The 19,111-nt window shown below is 73.7% G+C and carries 22 protein-coding genes and 1 tRNA gene; 11 read left to right on the forward strand and 12 right to left on the reverse strand.

The window, feature by feature from the left end; genetic code table 11:
* Position 1 precedes the first annotated feature (1 nt).
* The gene (locus HS045_RS25655) at positions 2-928 is read right to left on the reverse strand and encodes a proline dehydrogenase family protein (RefSeq protein ID WP_196454036.1); all 927 of its coding nucleotides are present in this window, start codon (positions 926-928) and stop codon (positions 2-4) included.
* Positions 929-1,022: 94 nt separating this feature from the next.
* On the opposite strand from HS045_RS25655, the gene HS045_RS25660 reads away from it, so the two are divergent.
* Entirely contained in the window at positions 1,023-2,099 is a 1,077-nt protein-coding gene (locus HS045_RS25660) for a CdaR family transcriptional regulator (protein WP_230884817.1), read from the forward strand.
* Between the two features lie 141 nt (positions 2,100-2,240).
* Here HS045_RS25660 and HS045_RS25665 read toward each other — a convergent pair whose 3' ends face one another.
* The 3 genes from HS045_RS25665 to HS045_RS25675 form a co-directional block, all read right to left on the reverse strand.
* Positions 2,241-2,858, reverse strand: a complete 618-nt coding sequence (locus tag HS045_RS25665) for an FMN-binding negative transcriptional regulator (protein ID WP_196454038.1) — start codon at positions 2,856-2,858, stop codon at positions 2,241-2,243.
* A 98-nt stretch (positions 2,859-2,956) separates the two neighbouring features.
* On the reverse strand, positions 2,957-4,129 hold the full coding sequence (locus tag HS045_RS25670) for a glycosyltransferase (RefSeq protein ID WP_307827717.1): 1,173 nt from the start codon (positions 4,127-4,129) through the stop codon (positions 2,957-2,959).
* Between the two features lie 144 nt (positions 4,130-4,273).
* Positions 4,274-6,133 (reverse strand): SpoIIE family protein phosphatase, encoded by a 1,860-nt coding sequence (locus HS045_RS25675; RefSeq protein WP_196454040.1) that lies wholly within the window; start codon positions 6,131-6,133, stop codon positions 4,274-4,276.
* A gap of 131 nt (positions 6,134-6,264) precedes the next feature.
* On the opposite strand from HS045_RS25675, the gene HS045_RS25680 reads away from it, so the two are divergent.
* A complete protein-coding gene (locus HS045_RS25680) occupies positions 6,265-6,993 on the forward strand; it encodes an ANTAR domain-containing response regulator (RefSeq protein WP_230884818.1) in 729 nt (242 codons plus the stop codon).
* 103 nt (positions 6,994-7,096) lie between these two features.
* On the opposite strand, the gene HS045_RS25685 is transcribed toward HS045_RS25680, so the two are convergent.
* Positions 7,097-7,471, reverse strand: coding sequence for an STAS domain-containing protein (locus HS045_RS25685; protein ID WP_307827718.1), 375 nt, complete (start codon positions 7,469-7,471; stop codon positions 7,097-7,099).
* Between the two features lie 194 nt (positions 7,472-7,665).
* Here HS045_RS25685 and HS045_RS25690 point away from each other — a divergent pair, with 194 nt between their 5' ends.
* The 3 genes from HS045_RS25690 (at position 7,666) to HS045_RS25700 (ending at position 10,605) form a co-directional block, all read left to right on the forward strand.
* Complete coding sequence (locus HS045_RS25690) at positions 7,666-8,442, forward strand: SigB/SigF/SigG family RNA polymerase sigma factor (RefSeq protein ID WP_196454043.1); 777 nt, start codon at positions 7,666-7,668, stop codon at positions 8,440-8,442.
* Positions 8,443-8,700: 258 nt separating this feature from the next.
* The gene (locus HS045_RS25695) at positions 8,701-9,084 is read left to right on the forward strand and encodes an ATP-binding protein (protein WP_230884819.1); all 384 of its coding nucleotides are present in this window, start codon (positions 8,701-8,703) and stop codon (positions 9,082-9,084) included.
* 27 nt (positions 9,085-9,111) lie between these two features.
* Positions 9,112-10,605, forward strand: a complete 1,494-nt coding sequence (locus tag HS045_RS25700) for an NAD(P)/FAD-dependent oxidoreductase (RefSeq protein WP_196454045.1) — start codon at positions 9,112-9,114, stop codon at positions 10,603-10,605.
* A gap of 139 nt (positions 10,606-10,744) precedes the next feature.
* Here HS045_RS25700 and HS045_RS25705 read toward each other — a convergent pair whose 3' ends face one another.
* From HS045_RS25705 to HS045_RS25720, 4 genes are all read right to left on the reverse strand, one after another.
* On the reverse strand, positions 10,745-10,930 hold the full coding sequence (locus HS045_RS25705) for a hypothetical protein (protein WP_196454046.1): 186 nt from the start codon (positions 10,928-10,930) through the stop codon (positions 10,745-10,747).
* A gap of 3 nt (positions 10,931-10,933) precedes the next feature.
* Positions 10,934-11,647: a hypothetical protein gene (locus HS045_RS25710; RefSeq protein WP_196454047.1), complete on the reverse strand. Its 714-nt coding sequence runs from the start codon at positions 11,645-11,647 to the stop codon at positions 10,934-10,936.
* Between the two features lie 40 nt (positions 11,648-11,687).
* The gene (locus tag HS045_RS25715; protein WP_230884820.1) at positions 11,688-12,377 is read right to left on the reverse strand and encodes a hypothetical protein; all 690 of its coding nucleotides are present in this window, start codon (positions 12,375-12,377) and stop codon (positions 11,688-11,690) included.
* 85 nt (positions 12,378-12,462) lie between these two features.
* Positions 12,463-12,909: a hypothetical protein gene (locus HS045_RS25720; RefSeq protein ID WP_196454048.1), complete on the reverse strand. Its 447-nt coding sequence runs from the start codon at positions 12,907-12,909 to the stop codon at positions 12,463-12,465.
* Between the two features lie 126 nt (positions 12,910-13,035).
* On the opposite strand from HS045_RS25720, the gene HS045_RS25725 reads away from it, so the two are divergent.
* Positions 13,036-13,112, forward strand: a tRNA-Pro gene (locus HS045_RS25725).
* Between the two features lie 75 nt (positions 13,113-13,187).
* Here HS045_RS25725 and HS045_RS25730 read toward each other — a convergent pair.
* Together HS045_RS25730 and HS045_RS25735 are read right to left on the reverse strand one after the other, a co-directional pair.
* A complete protein-coding gene (locus HS045_RS25730) occupies positions 13,188-13,334 on the reverse strand; it encodes a hypothetical protein (protein WP_196454049.1) in 147 nt (48 codons plus the stop codon).
* A 158-nt stretch (positions 13,335-13,492) separates the two neighbouring features.
* Entirely contained in the window at positions 13,493-14,470 is a 978-nt protein-coding gene (locus tag HS045_RS25735; protein ID WP_196454050.1) for a YafY family protein, read from the reverse strand.
* A gap of 95 nt (positions 14,471-14,565) precedes the next feature.
* Between HS045_RS25735 and HS045_RS25740 the strand changes: the two genes are divergently transcribed.
* The 3 genes from HS045_RS25740 (at position 14,566) to HS045_RS25750 (ending at position 16,613) form a co-directional block, all read left to right on the forward strand.
* Positions 14,566-14,988: a VOC family protein gene (locus HS045_RS25740; RefSeq protein ID WP_196454051.1), complete on the forward strand. Its 423-nt coding sequence runs from the start codon at positions 14,566-14,568 to the stop codon at positions 14,986-14,988.
* A 127-nt stretch (positions 14,989-15,115) separates the two neighbouring features.
* Positions 15,116-16,165: a winged helix DNA-binding domain-containing protein gene (locus HS045_RS25745; RefSeq protein WP_196454052.1), complete on the forward strand. Its 1,050-nt coding sequence runs from the start codon at positions 15,116-15,118 to the stop codon at positions 16,163-16,165.
* Between the two features lie 286 nt (positions 16,166-16,451).
* A complete protein-coding gene (locus HS045_RS25750; RefSeq protein ID WP_196454053.1) occupies positions 16,452-16,613 on the forward strand; it encodes a hypothetical protein in 162 nt (53 codons plus the stop codon).
* Between the two features lie 62 nt (positions 16,614-16,675).
* Here the strand turns inward: HS045_RS25750 and HS045_RS25755 are convergent, their stop codons facing one another.
* Positions 16,676-17,482 carry a type II CAAX prenyl endopeptidase Rce1 family protein gene (locus HS045_RS25755; RefSeq protein ID WP_196454054.1) on the reverse strand — a complete coding sequence of 269 codons (807 nt, stop codon included), beginning with the start codon at positions 17,480-17,482 and terminating at the stop codon, positions 16,676-16,678.
* A 118-nt stretch (positions 17,483-17,600) separates the two neighbouring features.
* Here HS045_RS25755 and HS045_RS25760 point away from each other — a divergent pair, with 118 nt between their 5' ends.
* Together HS045_RS25760 and HS045_RS25765 are read left to right on the forward strand one after the other, a co-directional pair.
* Positions 17,601-18,479, forward strand: coding sequence for a TetR/AcrR family transcriptional regulator (locus HS045_RS25760; RefSeq protein ID WP_196454055.1), 879 nt, complete (start codon positions 17,601-17,603; stop codon positions 18,477-18,479).
* A gap of 163 nt (positions 18,480-18,642) precedes the next feature.
* Complete coding sequence (locus HS045_RS25765) at positions 18,643-19,032, forward strand: STAS domain-containing protein (protein ID WP_196454056.1); 390 nt, start codon at positions 18,643-18,645, stop codon at positions 19,030-19,032.
* Positions 19,033-19,111: the final 79 nt, after the last annotated feature.

Genomic DNA, 19,111 nt, shown 5'->3' on the forward strand with positions numbered 1-19,111 from the left:
GCTACTTGCCTCCCAGGGCGCGGAGAAAGAAGGCGACGTTGGCCGGGCGCTCGGCGAGGCGGCGCATGAAGTAGCCGTACCAGTCGTCGCCGTAGGGGACGTAGACGCGGACGGTGTGCCCGGCGCCGGTGAGGGACTGCTGCTTGTCGGTGCGGATGCCGTAGAGCATCTGGTACTCGTAGTCGCCCCGGGAGCGGCCGAAGCGGTCGGCGAGGAGCTCGGTGATCGAGATCAGCCGGTCGTCGTGCGTGGCCACCATGGGATACCCGCCGCCCGCCATGAGGATGCGCAGGCACCGGACGTAGGCCTTGTCCACCTCGGCCCGGTCGCGGTGCGCGACCGAGGCGGGTTCGGCGTAGGCGCCCTTGACCAGGCGCACCCGGGAGCCCTCGTGCGCCAGGTCGCGGCAGTCGGCCTCGCTGCGGAACAGGTAGGCCTGGAGCGCCACGCCGGTGCGGGGGAAGTCGCCGCGCAGCGCGCGCAGGACGCCGAGCGTGGAGTCGACCGTGGTGTGGTCCTCCATGTCGAGGGTGACGTCCGCCCCCGCGGCCCGTGCCGCCTCGCAGATCCGGCGGGCGTTCTCCAGGGCGATCGCGTCGCCGTCGGCGCCGAGCGCCTGGCCGACGGCGGAGAGCTTCACCGACACCTCGGCGCGGTCGCCGAGGTCCAGCTCGCGCAGCGCGCCGAGCAGGGTGGTGTAGGCCCGCGCCGTGTCCGCGGCGGCTCCGGCGTCCCGGGTCTCCTCGCCCAGATGGTCGATGCTGACGGTGAGGCCCGCGCCGGTCAGGCGCCGGACGGCCTCCACCGCGTCCTGAGGGGTCTCGCCCGCGACGAAGCGGTCGACGACCGTGCGGGTCAGCGGGACGCCGGAGACGGCACGCCGTACGAGCGGCACCCGCGACCCGGCGAGAAGAAGTGAACCGAGCATGCCTTCCAGCTTAAAACTCCAGGTCAGCCCAGCCGAATGTGCATCTGCCACGACCGTGGGCGCAGGGTTTGTACAGATGTACGACAATGGCGGCATGCTCCAGGAGACCGTCGACGAGATCGCCGCCCGCCTCGGGGCCGCCGCCACCCTGGAGGACCGCTCGCTGAAGCTGCTGGCGTACGCCGCGCAGAGCGGCGACATCGACACCGTGCGCCAGGAGTCCATCCTGCGCCGCCGCGCCTCCGACGAGGTCCGGGCCTACTTCGAGGGGTACGGCATCGCGACGGCGCCCGGCCGGGTCCGCATCCCCGCCGACGCCGCGCTGGGCGTGCTGGCCCGGGTCTGCGTCCCGCTCCGGCACGACGGGGTGACCTACGGCTATCTGTGGCTGCTGGACGACGGCACGCTCACCGACGGGCGGCTGGCCTCGGTGGCGGGCCTGGTCGGGCGGGCGGCGGCGACGCTCGCCCAGGAGGCTCGCCGCCGCCGGGATGTGGGCGCGCGGCTGCGGGAGCTGTTCTCCGCCGACGCCGAGGAGCGCGCCCGGGCCCTGCCGCTGCCGGACACGCTGGACCTGCGCGGCCCGGTGGCGGCGATCGCCGTGCACGGCCCGGCCGACCGGGTCGCCGCGCTCTGGACGCTCCCGCGCGACGTGCTCGCCGAGCCCGGCGTCCCCGCCGCCGGCGGGCCGCTGGTCGCGCTGCTCACCCCGGCGGCCCACGCGCGGGAGGTCGCCGGGCGCGTCCAGGCCATGTACGGCACGGCGGCCGGGATCGGCGACGCGCGCGACGAGGCGGGGGAGGCCTGGCTGAGCTGGCGGGAGGCGGTCGGCGCGCTCCGGGCGGCCCTCCGGCTGCCCGGCCTGGGACCGGTCGCGGCCTGGTCCGGTCTGGGGGTCTACCGGACGCTGCTCCGGCTGGCCCCGGCCGACCTGCGCGAGCTGGCGGGGGAGACCGCCGCGCTGGCGGCCGACCCCGAGCTGTCCCGGACGGTGGAGGGCTACCTCGACCGCGCCGGGCACGTCCAGGAGGCCGCGGCGGCGCTCGGCGTGCACCGCCAGACGCTCTACTACCGGCTGGGCAAGGCCGAGCGGCTCACCGGGCGCGACCTGGGGGACGGGGAGAGCCGCCTGCTGGTCCACCTCTCGCTCAAGGCCGCACGGCTGCTGTAGCTCCCGCGGGGCGGGCGGAGACCGGAGACCGGGCCGGGCAGGACGGGCGGCCGGGGCCGGCCGCGACGCCGGCGAAGGTGCTCGCTCACCAGCGGCGGCCGGGCGCCGGGTCCGCCCGATCGGCTGACCCGGTGGCTTCCATCAGCCGCCGAGGCGGCGCAGCAGGTGTGCGCGGGCCGGCGCGTCGCCGGGGCCGCCGCGCTCGGCGAGCCGCTCGGCGATGTGGCGCCGGTGCGCCTCGTCGGCGTTGCCCCCGTACTTGAACTTGCCCTCGACCTTCCGCACGGTCAGGCGCAGCCCCAGGATGCCGGGCAGCCGGCGCGCGTGCTCGGACGGGTCGGCCAGCGCGCCCTCCGGCTCCAGCCGGGCGAGCTGGGCCCGCAGGATGTCGAGCTTGCCCTCCGGATCGGTGACGACCTCGGCGTGGCAGACGAGCTGGACGGCGGCGTAGTAGGTGGTGGGCACCCCGAGGCGGGGGTCGCCCCCGCCGGGTGGGACCTTCCAGCCGCCGGGCACGTAGGCCCAGTCGCCGGCCACCGACAGCAGCACGGCCGGGTTCTCCGCGATCGCCGCCCAGACCGGGTTGGGCCGGGCCAGGTGGAGCAGGACCGTGCGGTCGTCGGCGAGCAGGAACTGGGTCGGCACCACGACCGGGACGTCGCGGTCGCGGCCGGAGGCGATGAGGTGGCCGAACTCGTTCGCCCTGACGAACTCCAGCGCCTCACCGGGAGCCGCGGCGTCCCACGGATGGATCATCATGCGGCCAAACGTATACCTATCCAGTCGGGTGCATCAAAAAGCCCGGCACCCGGAGCGGGCCGCGCCCCGGGGCCGGGCCGGAAGGCCGGGCGGAGCCGTCAGGCGGCCGACGGCTCCAGGGCGCGCGCCTCGGAGGGGACGACGTCCTCGTAGACCCGGACGAGTTCCTGGCTGATCCGCTCCCACGAGTAGCGGGAGCGGACGCGGTCGGCGCCGGCGAAGCCCAGAGCCGTCCGCCGGGTGGGGTCGGCGAGCAGTTCGCGGACGAGGCGGGCGGTCTGCGCGGGGCGGTCCGGGGCGACCAGCAGGCCGGTCACGCCGTCCACGACGGAGTCGGTGTGCGCGCCCACCGCGGAGGCGACGACCGGCACGCCGCAGGCCATGGCCTCCAGCGCGACCACGCCCGCAGCGGTCTCGCGGGGCAGCGAGACGACCACGTCGGCGCTGCGCATCAGCTTGGGCACGGAGGCGTGCGCGACCTGCCCGAGCAGGGTGACCCGGTCCTCCACGCCGAGCTCCTTGGCCAGCATCATGACCCGGTGCGCGTCGGCGTCGTGCTCCAGGTCCGCGGCGGCCGGGCCGCCGGCGACGAGCAGCTCCGCGTCCGGGACGCCCTCCAGGGCCCGGACCGCGGTCAGCACGCCCTTGCCCTCGGAGAGCGGCCCCACGTGCAGCAGCCGGGACCGGGTGCCGCGCGGCGCGGCCGGCCCCTGGCGGCGGAACCGCTCGACGTCGATGCCGCAGGGCACCACGGCGATGTCGCGGCGCGGCACGCCCAGCCGGATCAGCTCCGACTCCTCGCCCCCGCACCCGGCGACCACCGCGCCGGCGCGGCGGGTGATCGCCCGCTGCAGCCGCGCCTTCCTGGGGTCGGCGCTCTCGCAGATGAACCCCTGCACGACCGGGACCGCCAGGCCGTCGGCGCCCGCGATGGCGGCCAGCCCGGCGGTCCAGGAGCAGGCGTGGACCACGTCCGGGCGGTCCTGGCTCCAGCGGCGGGTCAGCTCGGTGCCGAAGCCGGACAGGTGGCGCAGCACGTCGTCCTCGGACAGGTCCTCGGCGGGCCCGACGGCCAGGTGCTCCATGGTGACGCCGTGGGCCACGCGCACGCGGGCCTTGCCCGAGTCGGAGGCCCTGCGCGTGTAGACGGTGACCTTGTGCTCCTTGCCGAGCTCCCGGGCGATGGCGAGCATCTGGGTGCGCTGGGCGGAGAGGTCGGACCGGTCCTGGCCGTCGGACAGGGCGTCGGAGAAGACAAATGCAATATTCACGGCACACCTCTGGGAGGAGACAGGCATGGAAAGCCAGGGATTCCTTCAGGGGTGCCTGCGTCTTAGGCACTCATCTGTATGAGAGAAACCATACCCGGATCACGGTTGATGGCAAACCTCCGTATTCCCGGCGCCGTGCGGGCCCTACACCACCCGCAGCGCGAGGACCACGATCTCGTCCCAGACCCGCCCGCCGGAGAACGCGTGCCGGTCCTCCTCGACGGTCTTGACCACGGTGGCCGGAGACTGCGAGACGCACCGGGCCAGCACGTCGGCCAGCCGCATCTCGCCGTAGGCCTCGCCCTCGTCGTTGCGCGAGGCCACCAGGCCGTCGGAGTAGAAGACCAGCATCTGGCCGGCGGCCAGCGTGAGCTCCTCGTCGAACGTCTCGGCGTCGGGGGAGATGCCCAGCGGCACGCCGCCCCCGGCGGTGAAGCGCACCGTGCCGTCGGGCCGCAGCAGCGCGGCGGGATGGTGCCCCGCGCTGGCCAGCCTGATCCGCCGTCCCTTGACGAACCCGGCCAGCGCCATCACGAACATGCCGCTGTGCTGCGCGGCCAGCGCCTGGTTGAGCCTGCGCAGGGCCTGTCCGGGGTCGGACTCCCAGACGCTCAGCACGCGCAGCCCGTTGCGGACCAGGGCGCTGACCGAGGCGGCCTCCTCGCCCTTGCCCGCGGCCCCGCCGAGCGCGAAGCCCCAGCCGTCCGCGGAGGGGAAGACGTCGTAGAACTCGGCGCCCACCGGGCTGGAGCCCGCGTGGTAGATCGCCGCGGCCTCGAACCCGGGGATGTCGGGGAGGCTGCGCGGCACGACGCTGGTGCGCAGCGCGTCGGCGGCCTGCGACCGGTTCTGGAAGCTGCGCCGGGCCCGCACCGCGAGGCCGAGGTGCACGCCGATCTCCTGCAGCACGCCCAGGTCGGCCAGGGAGAACGGCTCGCGGTCGCGCAGCCGTACCAGGGTGAGGGAGCCCGCCGGGCCGTCCTCGCCGCCGATCGGCACGCACAGCACCGAGGCGGCGCCCATCACCCGCAGCAGCGGCGGCCCGTCGCCGGCGGCCCCCAGGAGGCCCTCGTCCTCCACCATCTCGTGCACCACGCCGGAACCGCCGGTCAGCACGTGCGCGATGAGCGGCGCCCGCAGGGGGTTGAGCCCCTCGACCAGGCGGACCAGGTCGGTCACCGGCCGGTCGGAGGGACCGAACACGCACGCCCGGCGGGGGGTGCCGTCGCGGACCACGTCGGCGATCACCCAGTCGGCGGCCTCGGCGGCCAGCAGCCGCGAGGCCCGGGTGACGGTCACCGGCTGGCGCAGGCTCTCCTCGTCCAGCAGCAGGCGGGTCATCCGGGACAGCAGCTCCTGGCGGCGCGCGGAGGCCAGGATGAGGGCGGCGTCCGACCGGTCCGCCGTCCCCGGCGGCGCCTCGGCGACCTGCGCCTCCAGCGGCAGGATCACCACCGCGGTCATCGCGTGCGGCTCGCCCGGCATCGTCAGCCGCACCAGGGCGAGCTGCACGGTGTGCGCGCGGCCCTGGTGCGCCAGCCGGGTCTGGAACGTCGCCGTCTGGCCGCTCTGCTGCACCGCGGTCAGGTGCGAGCGGAACGCCGCCCGCCGGGAGACGTCGACGAACAGCGGGAACGACCGGCCGATCAGGTAGCCGGCCGGGCTGCCCAGCATCCGGGAGGTCTCCGCGCTGATCCGCCGGACGACCCCCGAGCCGTCGAGCACCGCCACCGGCACCGGGAACGTCTTGAACACCTGGCGCAGCAGCTTGAGCTCCCGCTGCGCGCCGTTCTCCCGCTCGCCGGACCGCCGCGGGGTCCTGCGCAGTTCGCGCAGGGCGGCGTCCAGCAGCTCACGGGCGGTGTCCAGCTCGGCGAGCGCGGCATCGAGTGTGGAACGGGGGTCCGCGGGGTAGCTGGACCTGGCCTCACGCAGGGACAGGACTCTGGCGGTCAACGCGTCGAGCGCCTGCTCCAGGGCGGGAAGGCCAACGGGTTCGGTCAATGCTCGTCCTCGTCCAGGGCCGGTGCGGGGTGTCCTGCCGTAGACGGTACGCCACCCCGCGGGTCTCATCGATGCACGGTCAGGTAGTGGTTAAGGTATCGAAATTCCGGAAGGGGCCTCATCCCATGGACATGATGACTCCCGTTCTCGCCCGGGATCTCGCGGCCCTCGGCAGGGTGAGCGAGGAGACCTCCAGCGAGAGCGTGCTGCGCGGGCTCACCGCCACCCTCGCCGGTGGCGTGCCCGGCTGTGCGGGCGGGTCCGCCGAGCTGTGGCGGGAGGAGCGGCTGGTGGTCTCCGCCTCGCACAGCGAGCTCGTCGTGCTCGTCGACAGCGAGAGCGGGCTGGGCCGGGGACCCTGCGCGCAGGCGCGCTCCACCGGCCGCCACGTGATCGTGCAGGACGTCCTGCGTGAGACCCGCTGGCCCGACTACACGGCGATGGCGGTCCGCAGCGGGGTCCGCTCGGTCCTGGCGATGCCGATCACCGTCGAGCGCGCGATCCTGGTCCTCGGCCTGTACGGCGTGCGCCCCGGTGTCTTCGCCACCCGCAACGTGACCCCGCTGGCCGAGATGCTGGCCGAGCAGGTGACCGTGGCCCTGGCCAACATGTGGGACTACGACGAGGTCCGGACCGACGCGGCGCAGATGCAGGAGGCGCTGGCCGGACGCGCCGTCATCGACCAGGCCAAGGGCATCATCATGAAGTCCAGCGGCTGCTCGGCCGAGGAGGCCTTCGACGAGCTGCGCCGGGTCTCCCAGCACCACCAGGTGAAGGTCGCCGATCTGGCCAGGCTCCTGGTCGACGAGCACCAGCGCAACCGGGGCGGCCGGCCGGTCCGGCCGGACCAGGTGCTGTAGGGCCGTCCGTCCGGGGCGGGCGCCCCTGGCCGGGGCCCGGCGCCCGCGACCTCGGCGGGCGGGCCGACCGCCGGGCCGGCGGCCGGAGCGGGTGCGCCGGCGGTCAGGACCGGCCGAACGCCGCCAGCGCGTCGTCGAGCGTGTCGTAGAGCGGCAGCCGCTGGGCCAGGCCGGTGATCCACATCACCTTGGTCTTGGCGTACTCCACCCCGATGAGGGCGAACCGCCCGCCGGCCTGGGTGCTGACCTGCCACTGGTGCACGATGAGACCGAGCGCCCGCGAGTCCATGAAGGTGACGCCGCCGAGGTCCAGGACCATGTCGGTGCCGTGCTCGGCGGCCTCCGCGGCGAGGTAGTCGGCGAACTGGTCCCTGGTGGTGGCGTCGAGCAGGCCCGTCACCCGGATCACGTTCACTCCGTCCACGGTCGCCGACGCCAGGGCCAGGGCTGATCCACCACCGTTGTTCGACACCGTCACCCAGATCCTCCTCGCGATTCGCATAGCAACCTTACTGTTACCTGGCGGGGAGTAATACTCCCGGAATCTGGGGAATACTCGAGGCGAGGTCCAGCAGAGGGCCTCGCCTCGAAACGTGGTCGAGGCGATGCCGTCTGCCCGGATACTGCTCCGCTGGCTTCGGCGCCGCCCGACAGTCATATCAGGGAGCAGCAATGTCTGTTCAGGCACTCGAACTCAACGACATGACCGCCGAGGACCTCCTGGCGGAGATGGTCTCGCCTGAAATCTCTGAATACCGCGCCGAGCGGCTGCGTGAGCGCATCGTCGAGATGCACCGCCCGCTGGCGATGGAGATCGCCCGCCGCTACCGCTACCGGGGCGAGCCCCTGGAGGACCTCCTCCAGGCCGCCTACGTCGGCCTGATGAAGGCGATCAACGGCTTCGACCCGACCCTCGGCCACCCCTTCCGGGGATACGCCGTCGTCACCATGACCGGCGAGGTCAAGCGGCACTTCCGCGACCGCACCTGGGCCATCCGCGTGCCCCGCGTCTACCAGGAGCGGCGGGCGGAGCTGAACCGCCTGGTCGCCGACCTGAGCCAGGAGTTCGGCCGCGCCCCGACCGTCGCCGAGCTCGCCGAGAAGATGAAGATCAGCGAAGAGGACGTGCTGCTCACCCTCGACGCCTCCGCCGCCTACAGCGCGCTCTCCCTCGACGCGCCGCTCGGCGCCGACGACGACGCGGCCGCCCTGGGCGACGTCATCCCCGACGAGGACGACGCGCTGTCGGTGCTGGTGGACCGGGAGGCGGTCAAGCCTTTGATCGACAAGCTGCCGCCGCGGGAGAAGAACATCCTGCTCCTGCGCTTCTTCGGGAACCTGACCCAGGCGGAGATCGCGGCGGAGTTCGGCATCTCCCAGATGCACGTCTCCCGGATTCTGCGTAAGGTGCTGGACCAGTTGCGCGCAGAACTTCTCGCCGAGGCCTGAATACGACCCTGGTTGCGGGGCAGCTTCAGTCGGCGGGAGCCTAGGTGTCGTAGAGTGCGTTCCGATGAGCCCCGGGCGCTCAGGGTGCAGGTGCCACGGGGCGGGGGAGGCGGTTCACGAGTGAACGAGGACGGTGCTCGTCCGGCCCGCTTTCAGGCGGCCGACGGCCGGCTTCGGCCTTCCTTCGAGGGCGCGCCGTCCTCCGGTGAGACGACCTCCCCGGACGGGGCACCTCCCGCCGGGGGCGGCTCCGCGCGGATGGCCCAGGCCGAACTGGCCTTCTGCCTGCCGGACCTGCCGGAGGTGCGCGAGTTCGCCACCGTGCACGCCCTGCGCAGCGGGATGGCGCAGGAACGCCTGCCCGACTTCCTGGTCGCGGTGAACGAGGTCGCCACCAACGCCGTCACCCACGGGCACGCCAGCGCCAAGGCGCTGCTGCGGATGTGGGCCGAGGACGGGACCCTCGTCGTGGAGGTCCGCGACGAGGGCCGGTGGGTCCCCGAGACGACTCCCGGGACCGTCCCTCCCGGTCCCTACGCCACCAGCGGCATGGGGCTGTGGGTGGCCCGGATGGTCAGCTCCGCCATCGACTTCCGGACCGGACCGGGAGGAACGGCCGTCACGATGTCCTTCACGATCTGAGGCCGGATTCGCGGGTAGGGGCCGGGAATGAGTCACATTCCCCGCATCCTGATCGTCGGTGGCGGCTACGTCGGCATGTACACCGCCCTGCGTCTGCAGCGCAGGCTCCGCCGCGGCGAGGCCCGCGTCACCGTCGTCGACGCCGACTCCTACATGACCTACCAGCCCTTCCTCCCGGAGGCGGCGGCCGGCAACATCGAGCCCCGGCACGTCGTCGTCCCCCTCCGCCGGGTCCTGCACCGGTGCGAGATCGTCAACGGCTGGGCGGTCGGCGTCGACCTGGCGGCCCGGACCCTGGAGGTCCACCCCCACCAGGGGCCGCCGCGCACCCTCCCCTACGACCTCCTCGTCTTCGCGCCCGGCTCCGTCTCGCGCCTGCTGCCCATCCCGGGCGTGGCCGAGTGCGGCATCGGCTTCAAGACGGTCGAGGAGGCCATCCACCTGCGCAACCACGTCCTGGCCCAGCTCGACCTGGCGGCCTCCACCGAGGACGAGGCGGTCCGCTCGCGGGCGCTGACCTTCGTGTTCGTCGGCGGCGGCTACGCCGGCGTCGAGGCGCTGGCCGAACTGGAGGACATGGCCCGGGACGCCTGCCGCTACTTCCCGTCCATCGACCCCGGCGACATGCGCTGGCTCCTGGTCGAGGCCACCGACCGCATCCTCCCCGAGGTCGGCCCCGACATGGGCCGGTGGACGCTGGAGCAGCTCCGCGCCCGCGGCATCGACGTCCGCCTGAACACCCGCGTCGAATCGGCCGAGGGCGGCCACGTCGTCCTCGACGACGGCGGGGCGTTCGCCTCCGCCACGCTCGTGTGGACCGCCGGGGTCAAACCCCACCCGCTCGTGCGGGCCAGCGGCCTGCCCCTGGACGACCGGGGCAGGGTGAAGGCCACCGCCGAGCTGACGGTCGAGGGGCATCCCGCCGTCTTCACCGCCGGCGACTGCGCCGCCGTACCGGACCTGACCCGGCCCGGGCAGACGTGCGCGCCCAACGCCCAGCACGCCGTACGGCAGGCCCGCACGCTGGCGGACAACGTGGTGGCCGCCCTGCGGGGTACGGAGCGCAAGGCCTACCGGCACGCCTACGCGGGCTCGGTCGCCAGCCTGGGCCTGCACCGCGGCGTGGCCCAGATCTACGGCCGCAAGCTGCGCGGCTTCCCCGCCTGGTTCATGCACCGGACCTACCACCTGTCGCGGGTGCCGACCCTCAACCGGAAGGTACGGGTGCTGATCGACTGGACGCTCGCCCTGTTCTTCCGCCGGGAGATCACCTCGCTCGGCGCGCTGACCGATCCCCGCCAGGAGTTCGAGTTCGCGGCCCGTCCGGAGTCCCGCATCCCGGAGCGGGCGGGGAGCCCGGCCCGGGACGGGCGGCCGGGCTCCCCGGCCCCGGCTGAGCGGTCCGACGTCGGGGAGCGGCGGCCCGACGCCCCGGCTGAGCGGTCCGACGCGGAGGCTGAGCGGTCCGACGCGGAGGCTCGGCGGTCCTCCGACGCCCCGGCACCGGTCGAGCGCGGGTGAGACCCGTCCGTCCGGACGGGGGAGTCCGCCGGTGAGACCCGTCCGTCCGGACGGGGAAGGGGCGCCGCCCCGTCAGGGCGGCGCCCCTTCCCCGTCCTGCCTCCCGGCCTGTCGTCGTCCCCGTTCCCGCGGGAACCGCTCACCTCCTGCGGCGCCAGCCTCCGCCGCGCAGGCCGGCGGTGCCGACCCCGGCCTGGTGCAGGGCCAGGAGCAGGAGTCCGAGCAGGATGAACGTCGTGCCGGTGATTCCGGCCCCGAGCCGGACGCCGATCAGATCGAGCAGCAGGCCGAGACCGAACACGATGGCGGCGGCGATCGCGAGCATGGGTCACCTCTTCCTGGACGACGTGGGGGAAACGGGCGACGGGACGGGCGCGTCGCCGGTGGAGGGGGCCGACAGTTCCAGCAGTTGCTCCAACACCGACCGGTAGTCGCGCAGGGTCGTACGGAGCGCTTCGGTGTCGGCCTGGCCGGCGTCCTTCCAGCGGCTCTGCAGATCGGAGGCCCGGGTCTCCAGTGCGGTGCGGATCGCGGTCGTGATCTCGCCCAGGAGCGAGTCGGCGCGCTCCACCGCCGTGCGCGGATCGTCCACGAACCCCACCTGGACCTCCTGCCAGCGCCGCCGTACGTCCTCGGGGTCCGCGTCGAGGAGCGAGAGGCGGCCGGCGGGCCGCGGCGCGGAGGGCCCGGGGAAGGGGGCGCTCCCGCGGGGCGGGCCGGCGGGGGCGGACGGCTCGTCGTCCGGCAGGTCACCGGGCCGGCCGACGGGTGCGTCGTCGTGGGCCGTGCCGGCGTGAGCGGTGCTGTCGTGAGCCGTGCCGGCCTGAGCGGCACCGCGGTGGGTCGTGTCGGCGGTGTCGTGGTGGGTCGTGTCGGGGCCGGGGGGCACCGCGTCGGCGCGCTGGGGGGGCACGAGCGGTCCGGTGTCGCTGAGCCCGTCGTCGTGGCGGTCCGCGCGGCCGGTGCCGCGCGGGTGGACCAGGCGGTCGGCGATGCGTTCGGAGGCGCGATCGCCCGCGCCTCGGTCGGGTCGGTCGTTCATCGGGGTCACCGTCCTCAGGGGGGTCGGGGGTCTGTGATCCTCAGTCGGCCTGCGTGCCGTCGCCGGTCCGCCCGGAGCGCGCCTCCGCGGGCCGGGGGGTCCGGGGGGCGGGGTCGCCGGGGGAGCGGTCCGGGGAGGAACCGTCCCGGGGGGAGCGGTCCCGGGGGGAGTCGTTGTTCGCGCCGCGGGATCCGGGAGCCTCCAGCAGCTCCTCGAACAGGGCCCGGTAGTGCACCATGGCCTGCCGGAGCTCCTCGGTGGAGGCCGCCTGGCGGACGGCGCGTCCGCTGATCTCGTGGGCCTTGCGGTAGTGGTCGAGGGTGCGGCCGTGGGCCACCGACAGGTCGGCGATCCGCTGCTCGAAGTCGTCGGTCGGATAGCCCCGGTCGGCCATCACCGAGGTCACCAGATGGTCGGCCTCGGTCACCGAGAAGCCGGGAGCGTCCACGAAGCGCTCCTGGACCTCGGTCCACTTCTTGGCGTAGGCCTGGCGCGCCTCGGAGGTGAGCGGGCGGATGTCCAGGGAGTCGAAACGCTGTTCGCGAGCGAGGAGCTCCTGCTCGGCCTCGCGCCGGTTCTCGCGCTCGCGCACGGTCCGGTCGTACTCGGGGCCGAACCGGTCGCGGAGCCGGTGCCGGCGTCGTTGCCGCAGTACGGCGTAGCCGACTGCGATGATCGCCACCACCGCGACCACGACGGCGGCCACCCAGAGGAGGGTATCGGCGGGCATGTGGGCCTCCGGTCGGTTGTGCCAGCGGTTGCCTTCGTGCGCTGCCCTGAGCGCACGCCTCGAAACCGCCGACGTCACCGGGGGATCACGGCCCGCAGGAGCCGTCCGTGAGGGCGCTGCGGGCCTCGGCGAGGACCGTCCCGACGAGTGACCCCCCTGATCCCGCGGAGGCGGCCGGGACCTCCCGGAACCCGAGCTCCGGGTCGTAGGCGATGTCCAGCCCCGCGGCGACCAACCGGTCCGCCCAGCGCAGGGCGGTGTTGAGCTTCTCCGGAGGGATCACGCGGCCCTGGGCGACCGACGACAGGTTGCGCAGGTTGGTCGCGGGACCGGACTGCGTGTGCGCGCGGGCCAGCTTCCACGGGATCGCCCGGGAGTGGTCGAGCATCGGCTTCGACAGTCCCGCCGCCCGCTTGGCCTGCAGGATGCCGGACTCGCTCACCCCGAACCGTGCGGCCAGCTCCGCGTTCGACAGCCCCTGCCCGGCCAGCCGCCGCAGCTCCTCCTGGTCGATCAGCGCCCTGCGCCCCACACGCCCCGCCCTTCAGCCGATCACGTCGCCCGGCGAACGTCTCGGCGTGCACATGTCCACTCGATCTGCGCTAAGGTTATGACGTCCGCCCGAGAGGGGCGGCCCGCAAGGGCCGAACGGACAAACCGGGACGTAGCGCAGCTTGGTAGCGCACTTGACTGGGGGTCAAGGGGTCGCAGGTTCAAATCCTGTCGTCCCGACCATGCTTTAGCTGGTCGGCAAGGGTGTCACCCGAAAGGGAGACACCCTTTCTGCATTCCGGGTGACTGCCGCTCCGTTCATGTGAAGATCTGGTCCGTCGCCTCGGTGCCACCGGGCGGCACCGGGCGGAGCTGTTCGCGGTGGACCGCCTCCGTGACGGTCGTCCCGCTGTGGCCGACGAGCCGCGCGATGTCCTCCAGGGGCGCACCGGGGCCGGAGAGCAACGAGGCGAAGCTGCCGCGCCCGGTGTTCCCGCAGGGCCCCCACGCACCGCTCGGGAAGGGCGGAGGAGCCTCGGGACCTCCGCTTGCGCCGTCGTCGCGATGAACCGCACGGCATCCGTTCCGAAGGCGCGGAGGACCAGGTCGGAGCTGTGGCCGCGTCAGGTGGTGGGGCCGGTGACGCCGGCGCAGCGGCGGGCGAGGCGTGCGAAGGCGCGGGTGAGCTCGGGCGGGCTGATGACCGTGGTGGCGGTGTCGAAGCGGGCGATGGCGGCGGCGAGGCCGGTCCAGGACCAGGAGCCGAGGGTGAGCCGGCAGCGGCCCGGGCCGATTTCCTCGAGGACGCCGTCGCCGATGTAAGGCGCCAGGGTGGCGGCGTCCTGGTCGAGGATGACGGTGCCCGTGCAGGGCCAGCCGCCCGCGGGGTCGGTGGAGCCGCGGAATCGTCCGGTGACGAAGGCGGCGACGTCACCGCCGGGCAGCTGCCTGGGGGGGAAGCGGGGTCCGTTGGGGGTGCGCAGGGTGATCCGGTCGGCGCGGTAGGTACGCCACTCCTGCTTGTCGAGGTCGTAGGCGACGAGGTACCAGCGCCGGTCCCAGGTGACGACGTGGTGGGGTTCGACGCGGCGGGGAGGCCGGTCGAAGGGGTCGGTGCCGTAGCCGAAGCCGAGCACTTCGCGGTTCCGGGCGGCGGTGCTGAGCGCGAGCAGCACGTCACCGCCCACGGGGGCGGCCGGCTGTGCGGCGGGTCGTTCGACCGCGGTGACCTGCAGGGCGTTGACGCGGTTGCGCAACCGGGCGGGCATGACCTGCCGGATGGTGTTCAGGGCTTGGGCGGCGGGTACGGCGAGGCCGCCGTCGGCGTTGCCGGCGGCGATCTGCAGGGCGACGGTGAGGGCGATGGCCTGGTCGTCGTCGAACAGCAGCGGGGGCGGTTCGGCGCCGGCGCCGAGCCGGTACCCGCCCTCGGGGCCCTTGACCGCGGTGATGGGGTAGCCGAGTTCGCGGAGCCGGTCGACGTCGCGGCGCACGGTGCGCAGGCTGACGTCGAGCCGGGCGGCGAGGTGGGCGCCGGACCAGTCCCGGCGGGTCTGCAGCAGCGACAGCAGGGCCAGCAGGCGAGCAGAGGTCTTCGGCACGAATGTGAGTCTGCCGCACGTAGGTGACACTCCCTGGCACCTACCCCTGCGACCCTTTCTCCTATCAGAACGAACCACGTGAGCAGGGGGACACCATGGGCATCGAGACGACCGTGCACCTGAACTTCGAGGACGAGGCCCGCGAGGCGCTGGAGTTCTACCGGTCGGTCTTCGGCGGGCAGGTCGTCGCGTTCACCTACGGCCAGGCCCAGGACGTCGAGCATCCGGCCGACACCGACCGGCTGGCGTGGGGCGAGGTCCGCACCGAGGCGGGCTTCCACGTCATGGCCTACGACGTCCGGGAGGACCAGACGTACGACGCGGGTGACCGGCCGTTCTTCGTCTCGGTCCGCGGCGACGACACCGAGGAGATCATCCGCTACTGGAAGGGCCTGTCCGACGGCGCCACGATCATGGCGGACCTCGGCCCGTCCGGATGGGCGCCGCTCTACGGCATGCTCAAGGACCGCTTCGGCGTCATCTGGACGCTCGACATCGCCGCGAACCACGGCGGCTGACCTCGACCCGGGCGCGATCGACGTCGCACACGTGCCGGCCGCCCCCGCACAGCCGGGGCTGCGCCGTCGCGGCACCGGCGACCGCGCCGCAGCCTGACACCCGGCCCCCTCCAGGAGGACACCGACCGTGACAGCGCGACTCGACACGCGGGCACTCAACCGAGCCACCCTCGCCCGGCAGCACCTGCTCGACCGCACCCGGACACCGGCACTGGAGACGGTCGCCCACCTGGGCGGGCTGCAGGCCCAGGAACCGCAGGAGCCGTTCGTCGGCCTCTGGTCCCGCATGAGGGCCTTCGACCCGGCGGAGCTTTCCCGGCTGCTCGAACAGCGTCACCTCGTCCGGCTGCACCTGATGCGCCGCACCGTGCACCTCGTCACCGCCACCGACGCCCGCGCCTGGCGGCCACGACACCACACCCTGCTCCGGCAGAAGGTCCTGGGCACCTACCGGCGTGACCTTGCCGACGTCGACCTCGACGTGCTCACCGGCCGAGCCGAGACGCTGATGGCCGACGGACGACCCCGCTCCCTCGGCGAGATCGGCCGCGAACTGGCCCGGCACTGGCCGGCGACCGCCCCGCGCGTGCTGGGCGAAGCCGTCGTCGCCGCGCTCATCCCGACGGTCCAGATCCCGCCGCGAGGCACCTGGCGCAGCACCGCCGGAGCCCGCTACCTGCCACTGAACACCTGGATCGGTGCGGCGCCACCGCCGGGCCGCCCCGACAGCGACCTGATCCGGCGCTATCTGCGCGCCTTCGGACCCGCCTCCAGCGCCGACCTTCGCGCCTGGTGCGGACTGGCCGGACTGCCCGATGCCGTGACAGCCCTGCGCGACGAACTCGTCGACATGCGCGACGACCGCGGCCGGCGCCTGCTCGACCTGGCCGACGCCCCCAGACCCGACCCCGGCGCACCCGCCCCGGTCCGCTTCCTGCCCGCCTTCGACAACGCCGTCCTCGGCTACCACGACCGCAGCCGCATCATCGACGACGCACACCGCGGCCTGTCCGTCACCGGTGCACGGTTCGTCCTCGTCGACGGCCGGGTCGCCGCCACCTGGACCACCACCACCGGGCACGTCGCCGTCACACCGCTACGTCCTCTCACCCGTGCCGAACACACCGAGATCACCCACGAAGCCGACCGGCTCACCGCCTTCCTGAGCTCCAAATAAGTACACAGCGGACGACCGTGACCTGCGCCACCGCTGGAAGCGAGCAGCCGACGCAGATCTTCGTCGGCGGATGGGCGGATGGGCGGATGGGCGGATGGGCGGATGGCGCGGCGGCCGTCGCGTACGGCGTTCCCCGGCCGAGGCGGTGCCGGACGCGGATGGCGGACGGCACGGCGCCGCAGACGCCGCGGCGGTGAAGGTGACGCATCAGACACCGCTTTGAGCTAGCCGCCGCCGGATCCAGCCGATAGGAAGGAGTGGTCGCTGTTAACCGTGGGGAGGCGGCATGAAACCCGACCTGAAGTGCGTGATGGACTCGTCCCGTCCTTGCGGCGGCTGCAGTGCGTCCGGCCCGAGCGAGTGCCCCTACGCCTATCTGCTGGGGGCGGGGGAGCCGGACCCGGTCGCCGAGGCCGATGAGCCCGGCAGGTCGTACGCCGCGCGCTGACCGAGACGCGCACCGCCTGGCCGTGTCCGTGCGGCCGGGGCGGGCAGGCCGCGCCGGGGCGGTCAGCGCACCGAGCCCCGCCGCGGCGGGGTCGATGCCCCGACGGAGACGATGACCGCGGCGATGGCGGCCATGAGGGTGGCGACCAGCGGCATGTCGAAGTGCGACCCGTTCACCGGGAACAGCTGCCATGCGACGTTGAGCGTCATGTGGAAGAGCGTCATGGCCAGGACGCTGCGGCCCATGTGATCGAACAGCCAGACCATGATCACCCGCGCGGCGACGGTGCCGAGCGACCACCAGGCGATCCAGGACACGGAACGCTGCACCTGCAGCAGCGGCACCCAGTGCCACACGGCCCAGACCGCTCCCAGGACGAGGCCGGCTCCCGCCGTTCCCCACCGTTCCCGCAAGGGCCGGGTGGCGTACCCGGACCAGCCGAGTTCCTCGCACAGGGCGCCGAGGAAGAACCCGAGAGCGAGCAGCAGCGTCGGCGCCAGGGGGATGCGCGGATCCGGTACGGCGGTCCCGGTCAGGCGGAGCAGGAAGAACGAGGCCGTCACCACGGCGGGATACAGCAGCAGGACGGGGAGGTACCAGACCTTCGCCGGGACCCGGTGGCCGTCGAACGAGCGGGCGAGAAGCGCTCGCACGCTCGCCGCCCCGCCCTCGCGGTGCCTCAGGATGACGGCGGCGACGGCCGGGCAGAGGAAGGCCAGCCCCGACAGGGGGACGCCGGGCAGGATGTGCGGCCCTCCCAGGGCGCCGAGCACCAGGAAGGGCGCGCTGAGGGCGAAGACCAGCGCGAAGAACGCGAACGGCGACTGCGGTGGGGGCATGCGGGGGTCCGCCGCCCCCACTGATGCCATGGGCGCCTCCGCCGGCGTCTCCGGCGCGAAGGGCGGTCCGGCACGGCGGAAAGCCGTGAGAAAACTTGAGATACCATGTCTCATATTCGGAAAATACTCCTCGGGAGGCGGGACGTCCATGGCGAGTGAGCCCCGTGCGGCCGGCGGTCCGAGCCGGCGGCGGCCCCGGTTGAGCGACCAGGAGACGCGCCGGCGCATGCTCGACGCCGCGCTGGCCACGGTGCACCGGGACGGACTGACCGTCGGGCTCGATCACATCGGCTTCGAGGAGGTCATCCGGCACGCCGGTGTGTCGCGCGCCGCGGTCTACCGCCGCTGGCCGTACAAGGACCTGTTCTTCGGCGACCTGCTGCGGGAACTGGCGCAGGGAGCCGCTCCGGCCGCCGCCGTCACGGAGGAGGCCGCCATGCGCCTGCTCGGTTCGGTGCTGGCCGGGCGGGAGGAGGCGCTCGCCTCGCCGCAGGGCCGGCACGACCTCGTCACCGAGATGCTGAGGGTGAGCGCGAGCAGCGACTTCGAGGCCGTCCACGGCTCCGCCGAGTGGCGCACCTACCTGGCGCTGCAGGCCACGTTCCTGAGCCTGCCCGACGGCGACCTGCGCGACGACGTCCAGGCCGCGCTGGCCCGTTCCGAAGCGCGGTTCGTCGACCGGGTGGCGCGCGGCTGGGAACGGATCGCCGGCGCCATGGGCTATCGGTTGCGGCCGGGCTCCGGGGGCAGCTTCCCCGTCATCGCGACCTTGGCCGGTGCGCTGATGCGCGGACTGGTCCTGATGGCGCTGTCGGATCCCGGCCTGCCGGCGCGGCGGGTGCCCGCCAATCCCGTCGGGGCCTCCGCCGCCGCCGATTGGCCGTTGATCGGTCTGGCGGCGGCCGGTATCGCCGGCACCTTCCTCGAACCAGATCCGGACGTCGTCTGGGACGACGAACGGGTGGCGTCCCTGCGCGCCCTGCTCGGCCGGGACGTGACCGGTGATGCCGCCGGCCCGGGCCGGTGATCTGCCGTGCCGGGGCCGGTGACCCTCCCCGTGAGGCGCCCGCTCACGCGCCGGGATGCGGCTTCGCGCCGTACCGGATCCCGGTCGGGTGGTTACACGCGCGTGATCGTTGGTAGGAGGGGACCACCATGTGCCCTGACCCCGGCAGGCAGGAACCTCCGCGATGACATTCCCACCCGGCTCCGTCCACGGTCCCAAGCTGACCGTTTCCGCCACCCGGCACGAGCAGCGGATCGTGCTGGTCCACCTGGCCGGAGAGCTCGACCTGTACACCGTGCCCGTCCTGCGCGATGCGCTGGAGTCGGAGTCCGTCTGGGGCCCGCCCGCCGCCCGCGCGGTGATCCTGGACCTGGGCGAGCTCGCCTTCTGCGACTCGGCCGGGCTGGGCGAGCTGATCGCGGTGATGAAACACGCCCAGACCGTCGGCGGCCGGCTGCTGCTGAGCGCGGTGCCCGCCGCGGTGGCCCGGCTGCTGGCCATCACCGGCCTGGACAAGGCGTTCACGGTCTGCTCCAGTACCGCGGAGGCCCTCCGCCGGGCTGTGGAGGACTGACCCCGTCGCGTGCCCGTGACGACCGGCGCCGGGCTGAGGAGCGCGGTGCCGGGCCGCCGGGCGGGTCGTGCGCGGCTGC

The sequence above is a fragment of the Planomonospora sp. ID82291 genome, from assembly GCF_015711645.1.
GTDB lineage: Bacteria > Actinomycetota > Actinomycetes > Streptosporangiales > Streptosporangiaceae > Planomonospora.

Excerpts from the sequence above, each read along its gene's own strand:
- HS045_RS25690 (WP_196454043.1), top strand. The coding sequence starts at position 7,666 with ATGTCTGTTCAGGCACTCGAACTCAACGACATGACCGCCGAGGACCTC.
- HS045_RS25710 (WP_196454047.1), bottom strand. The coding sequence starts at position 11,647 with ATGAACGACCGACCCGACCGAGGCGCGGGCGATCGCGCCTCCGAACGC.
- HS045_RS25705 (WP_196454046.1), bottom strand. The coding sequence starts at position 10,930 with ATGCTCGCGATCGCCGCCGCCATCGTGTTCGGTCTCGGCCTGCTGCTC.
- HS045_RS25765 (WP_196454056.1), top strand. The coding sequence starts at position 18,643 with ATGACATTCCCACCCGGCTCCGTCCACGGTCCCAAGCTGACCGTTTCC.
- HS045_RS25750 (WP_196454053.1), top strand. The coding sequence starts at position 16,452 with ATGAAACCCGACCTGAAGTGCGTGATGGACTCGTCCCGTCCTTGCGGC.
- HS045_RS25695 (WP_230884819.1), top strand. The coding sequence starts at position 8,701 with ATGGCCCAGGCCGAACTGGCCTTCTGCCTGCCGGACCTGCCGGAGGTG.
- HS045_RS25655 (WP_196454036.1), bottom strand. The coding sequence starts at position 928 with ATGCTCGGTTCACTTCTTCTCGCCGGGTCGCGGGTGCCGCTCGTACGG.
- HS045_RS25680 (WP_230884818.1), top strand. The coding sequence starts at position 6,265 with ATGATGACTCCCGTTCTCGCCCGGGATCTCGCGGCCCTCGGCAGGGTG.
- HS045_RS25700 (WP_196454045.1), top strand. The coding sequence starts at position 9,112 with ATGAGTCACATTCCCCGCATCCTGATCGTCGGTGGCGGCTACGTCGGC.
- HS045_RS25760 (WP_196454055.1), top strand. The coding sequence starts at position 17,601 with ATGGCGAGTGAGCCCCGTGCGGCCGGCGGTCCGAGCCGGCGGCGGCCC.
- HS045_RS25660 (WP_230884817.1), top strand. The coding sequence starts at position 1,023 with ATGCTCCAGGAGACCGTCGACGAGATCGCCGCCCGCCTCGGGGCCGCC.
- HS045_RS25715 (WP_230884820.1), bottom strand. The coding sequence starts at position 12,377 with ATGCCCGCCGATACCCTCCTCTGGGTGGCCGCCGTCGTGGTCGCGGTG.
- HS045_RS25665 (WP_196454038.1), bottom strand. The coding sequence starts at position 2,858 with ATGATGATCCATCCGTGGGACGCCGCGGCTCCCGGTGAGGCGCTGGAG.
- HS045_RS25755 (WP_196454054.1), bottom strand. The coding sequence starts at position 17,482 with ATGGCATCAGTGGGGGCGGCGGACCCCCGCATGCCCCCACCGCAGTCG.
- HS045_RS25740 (WP_196454051.1), top strand. The coding sequence starts at position 14,566 with ATGGGCATCGAGACGACCGTGCACCTGAACTTCGAGGACGAGGCCCGC.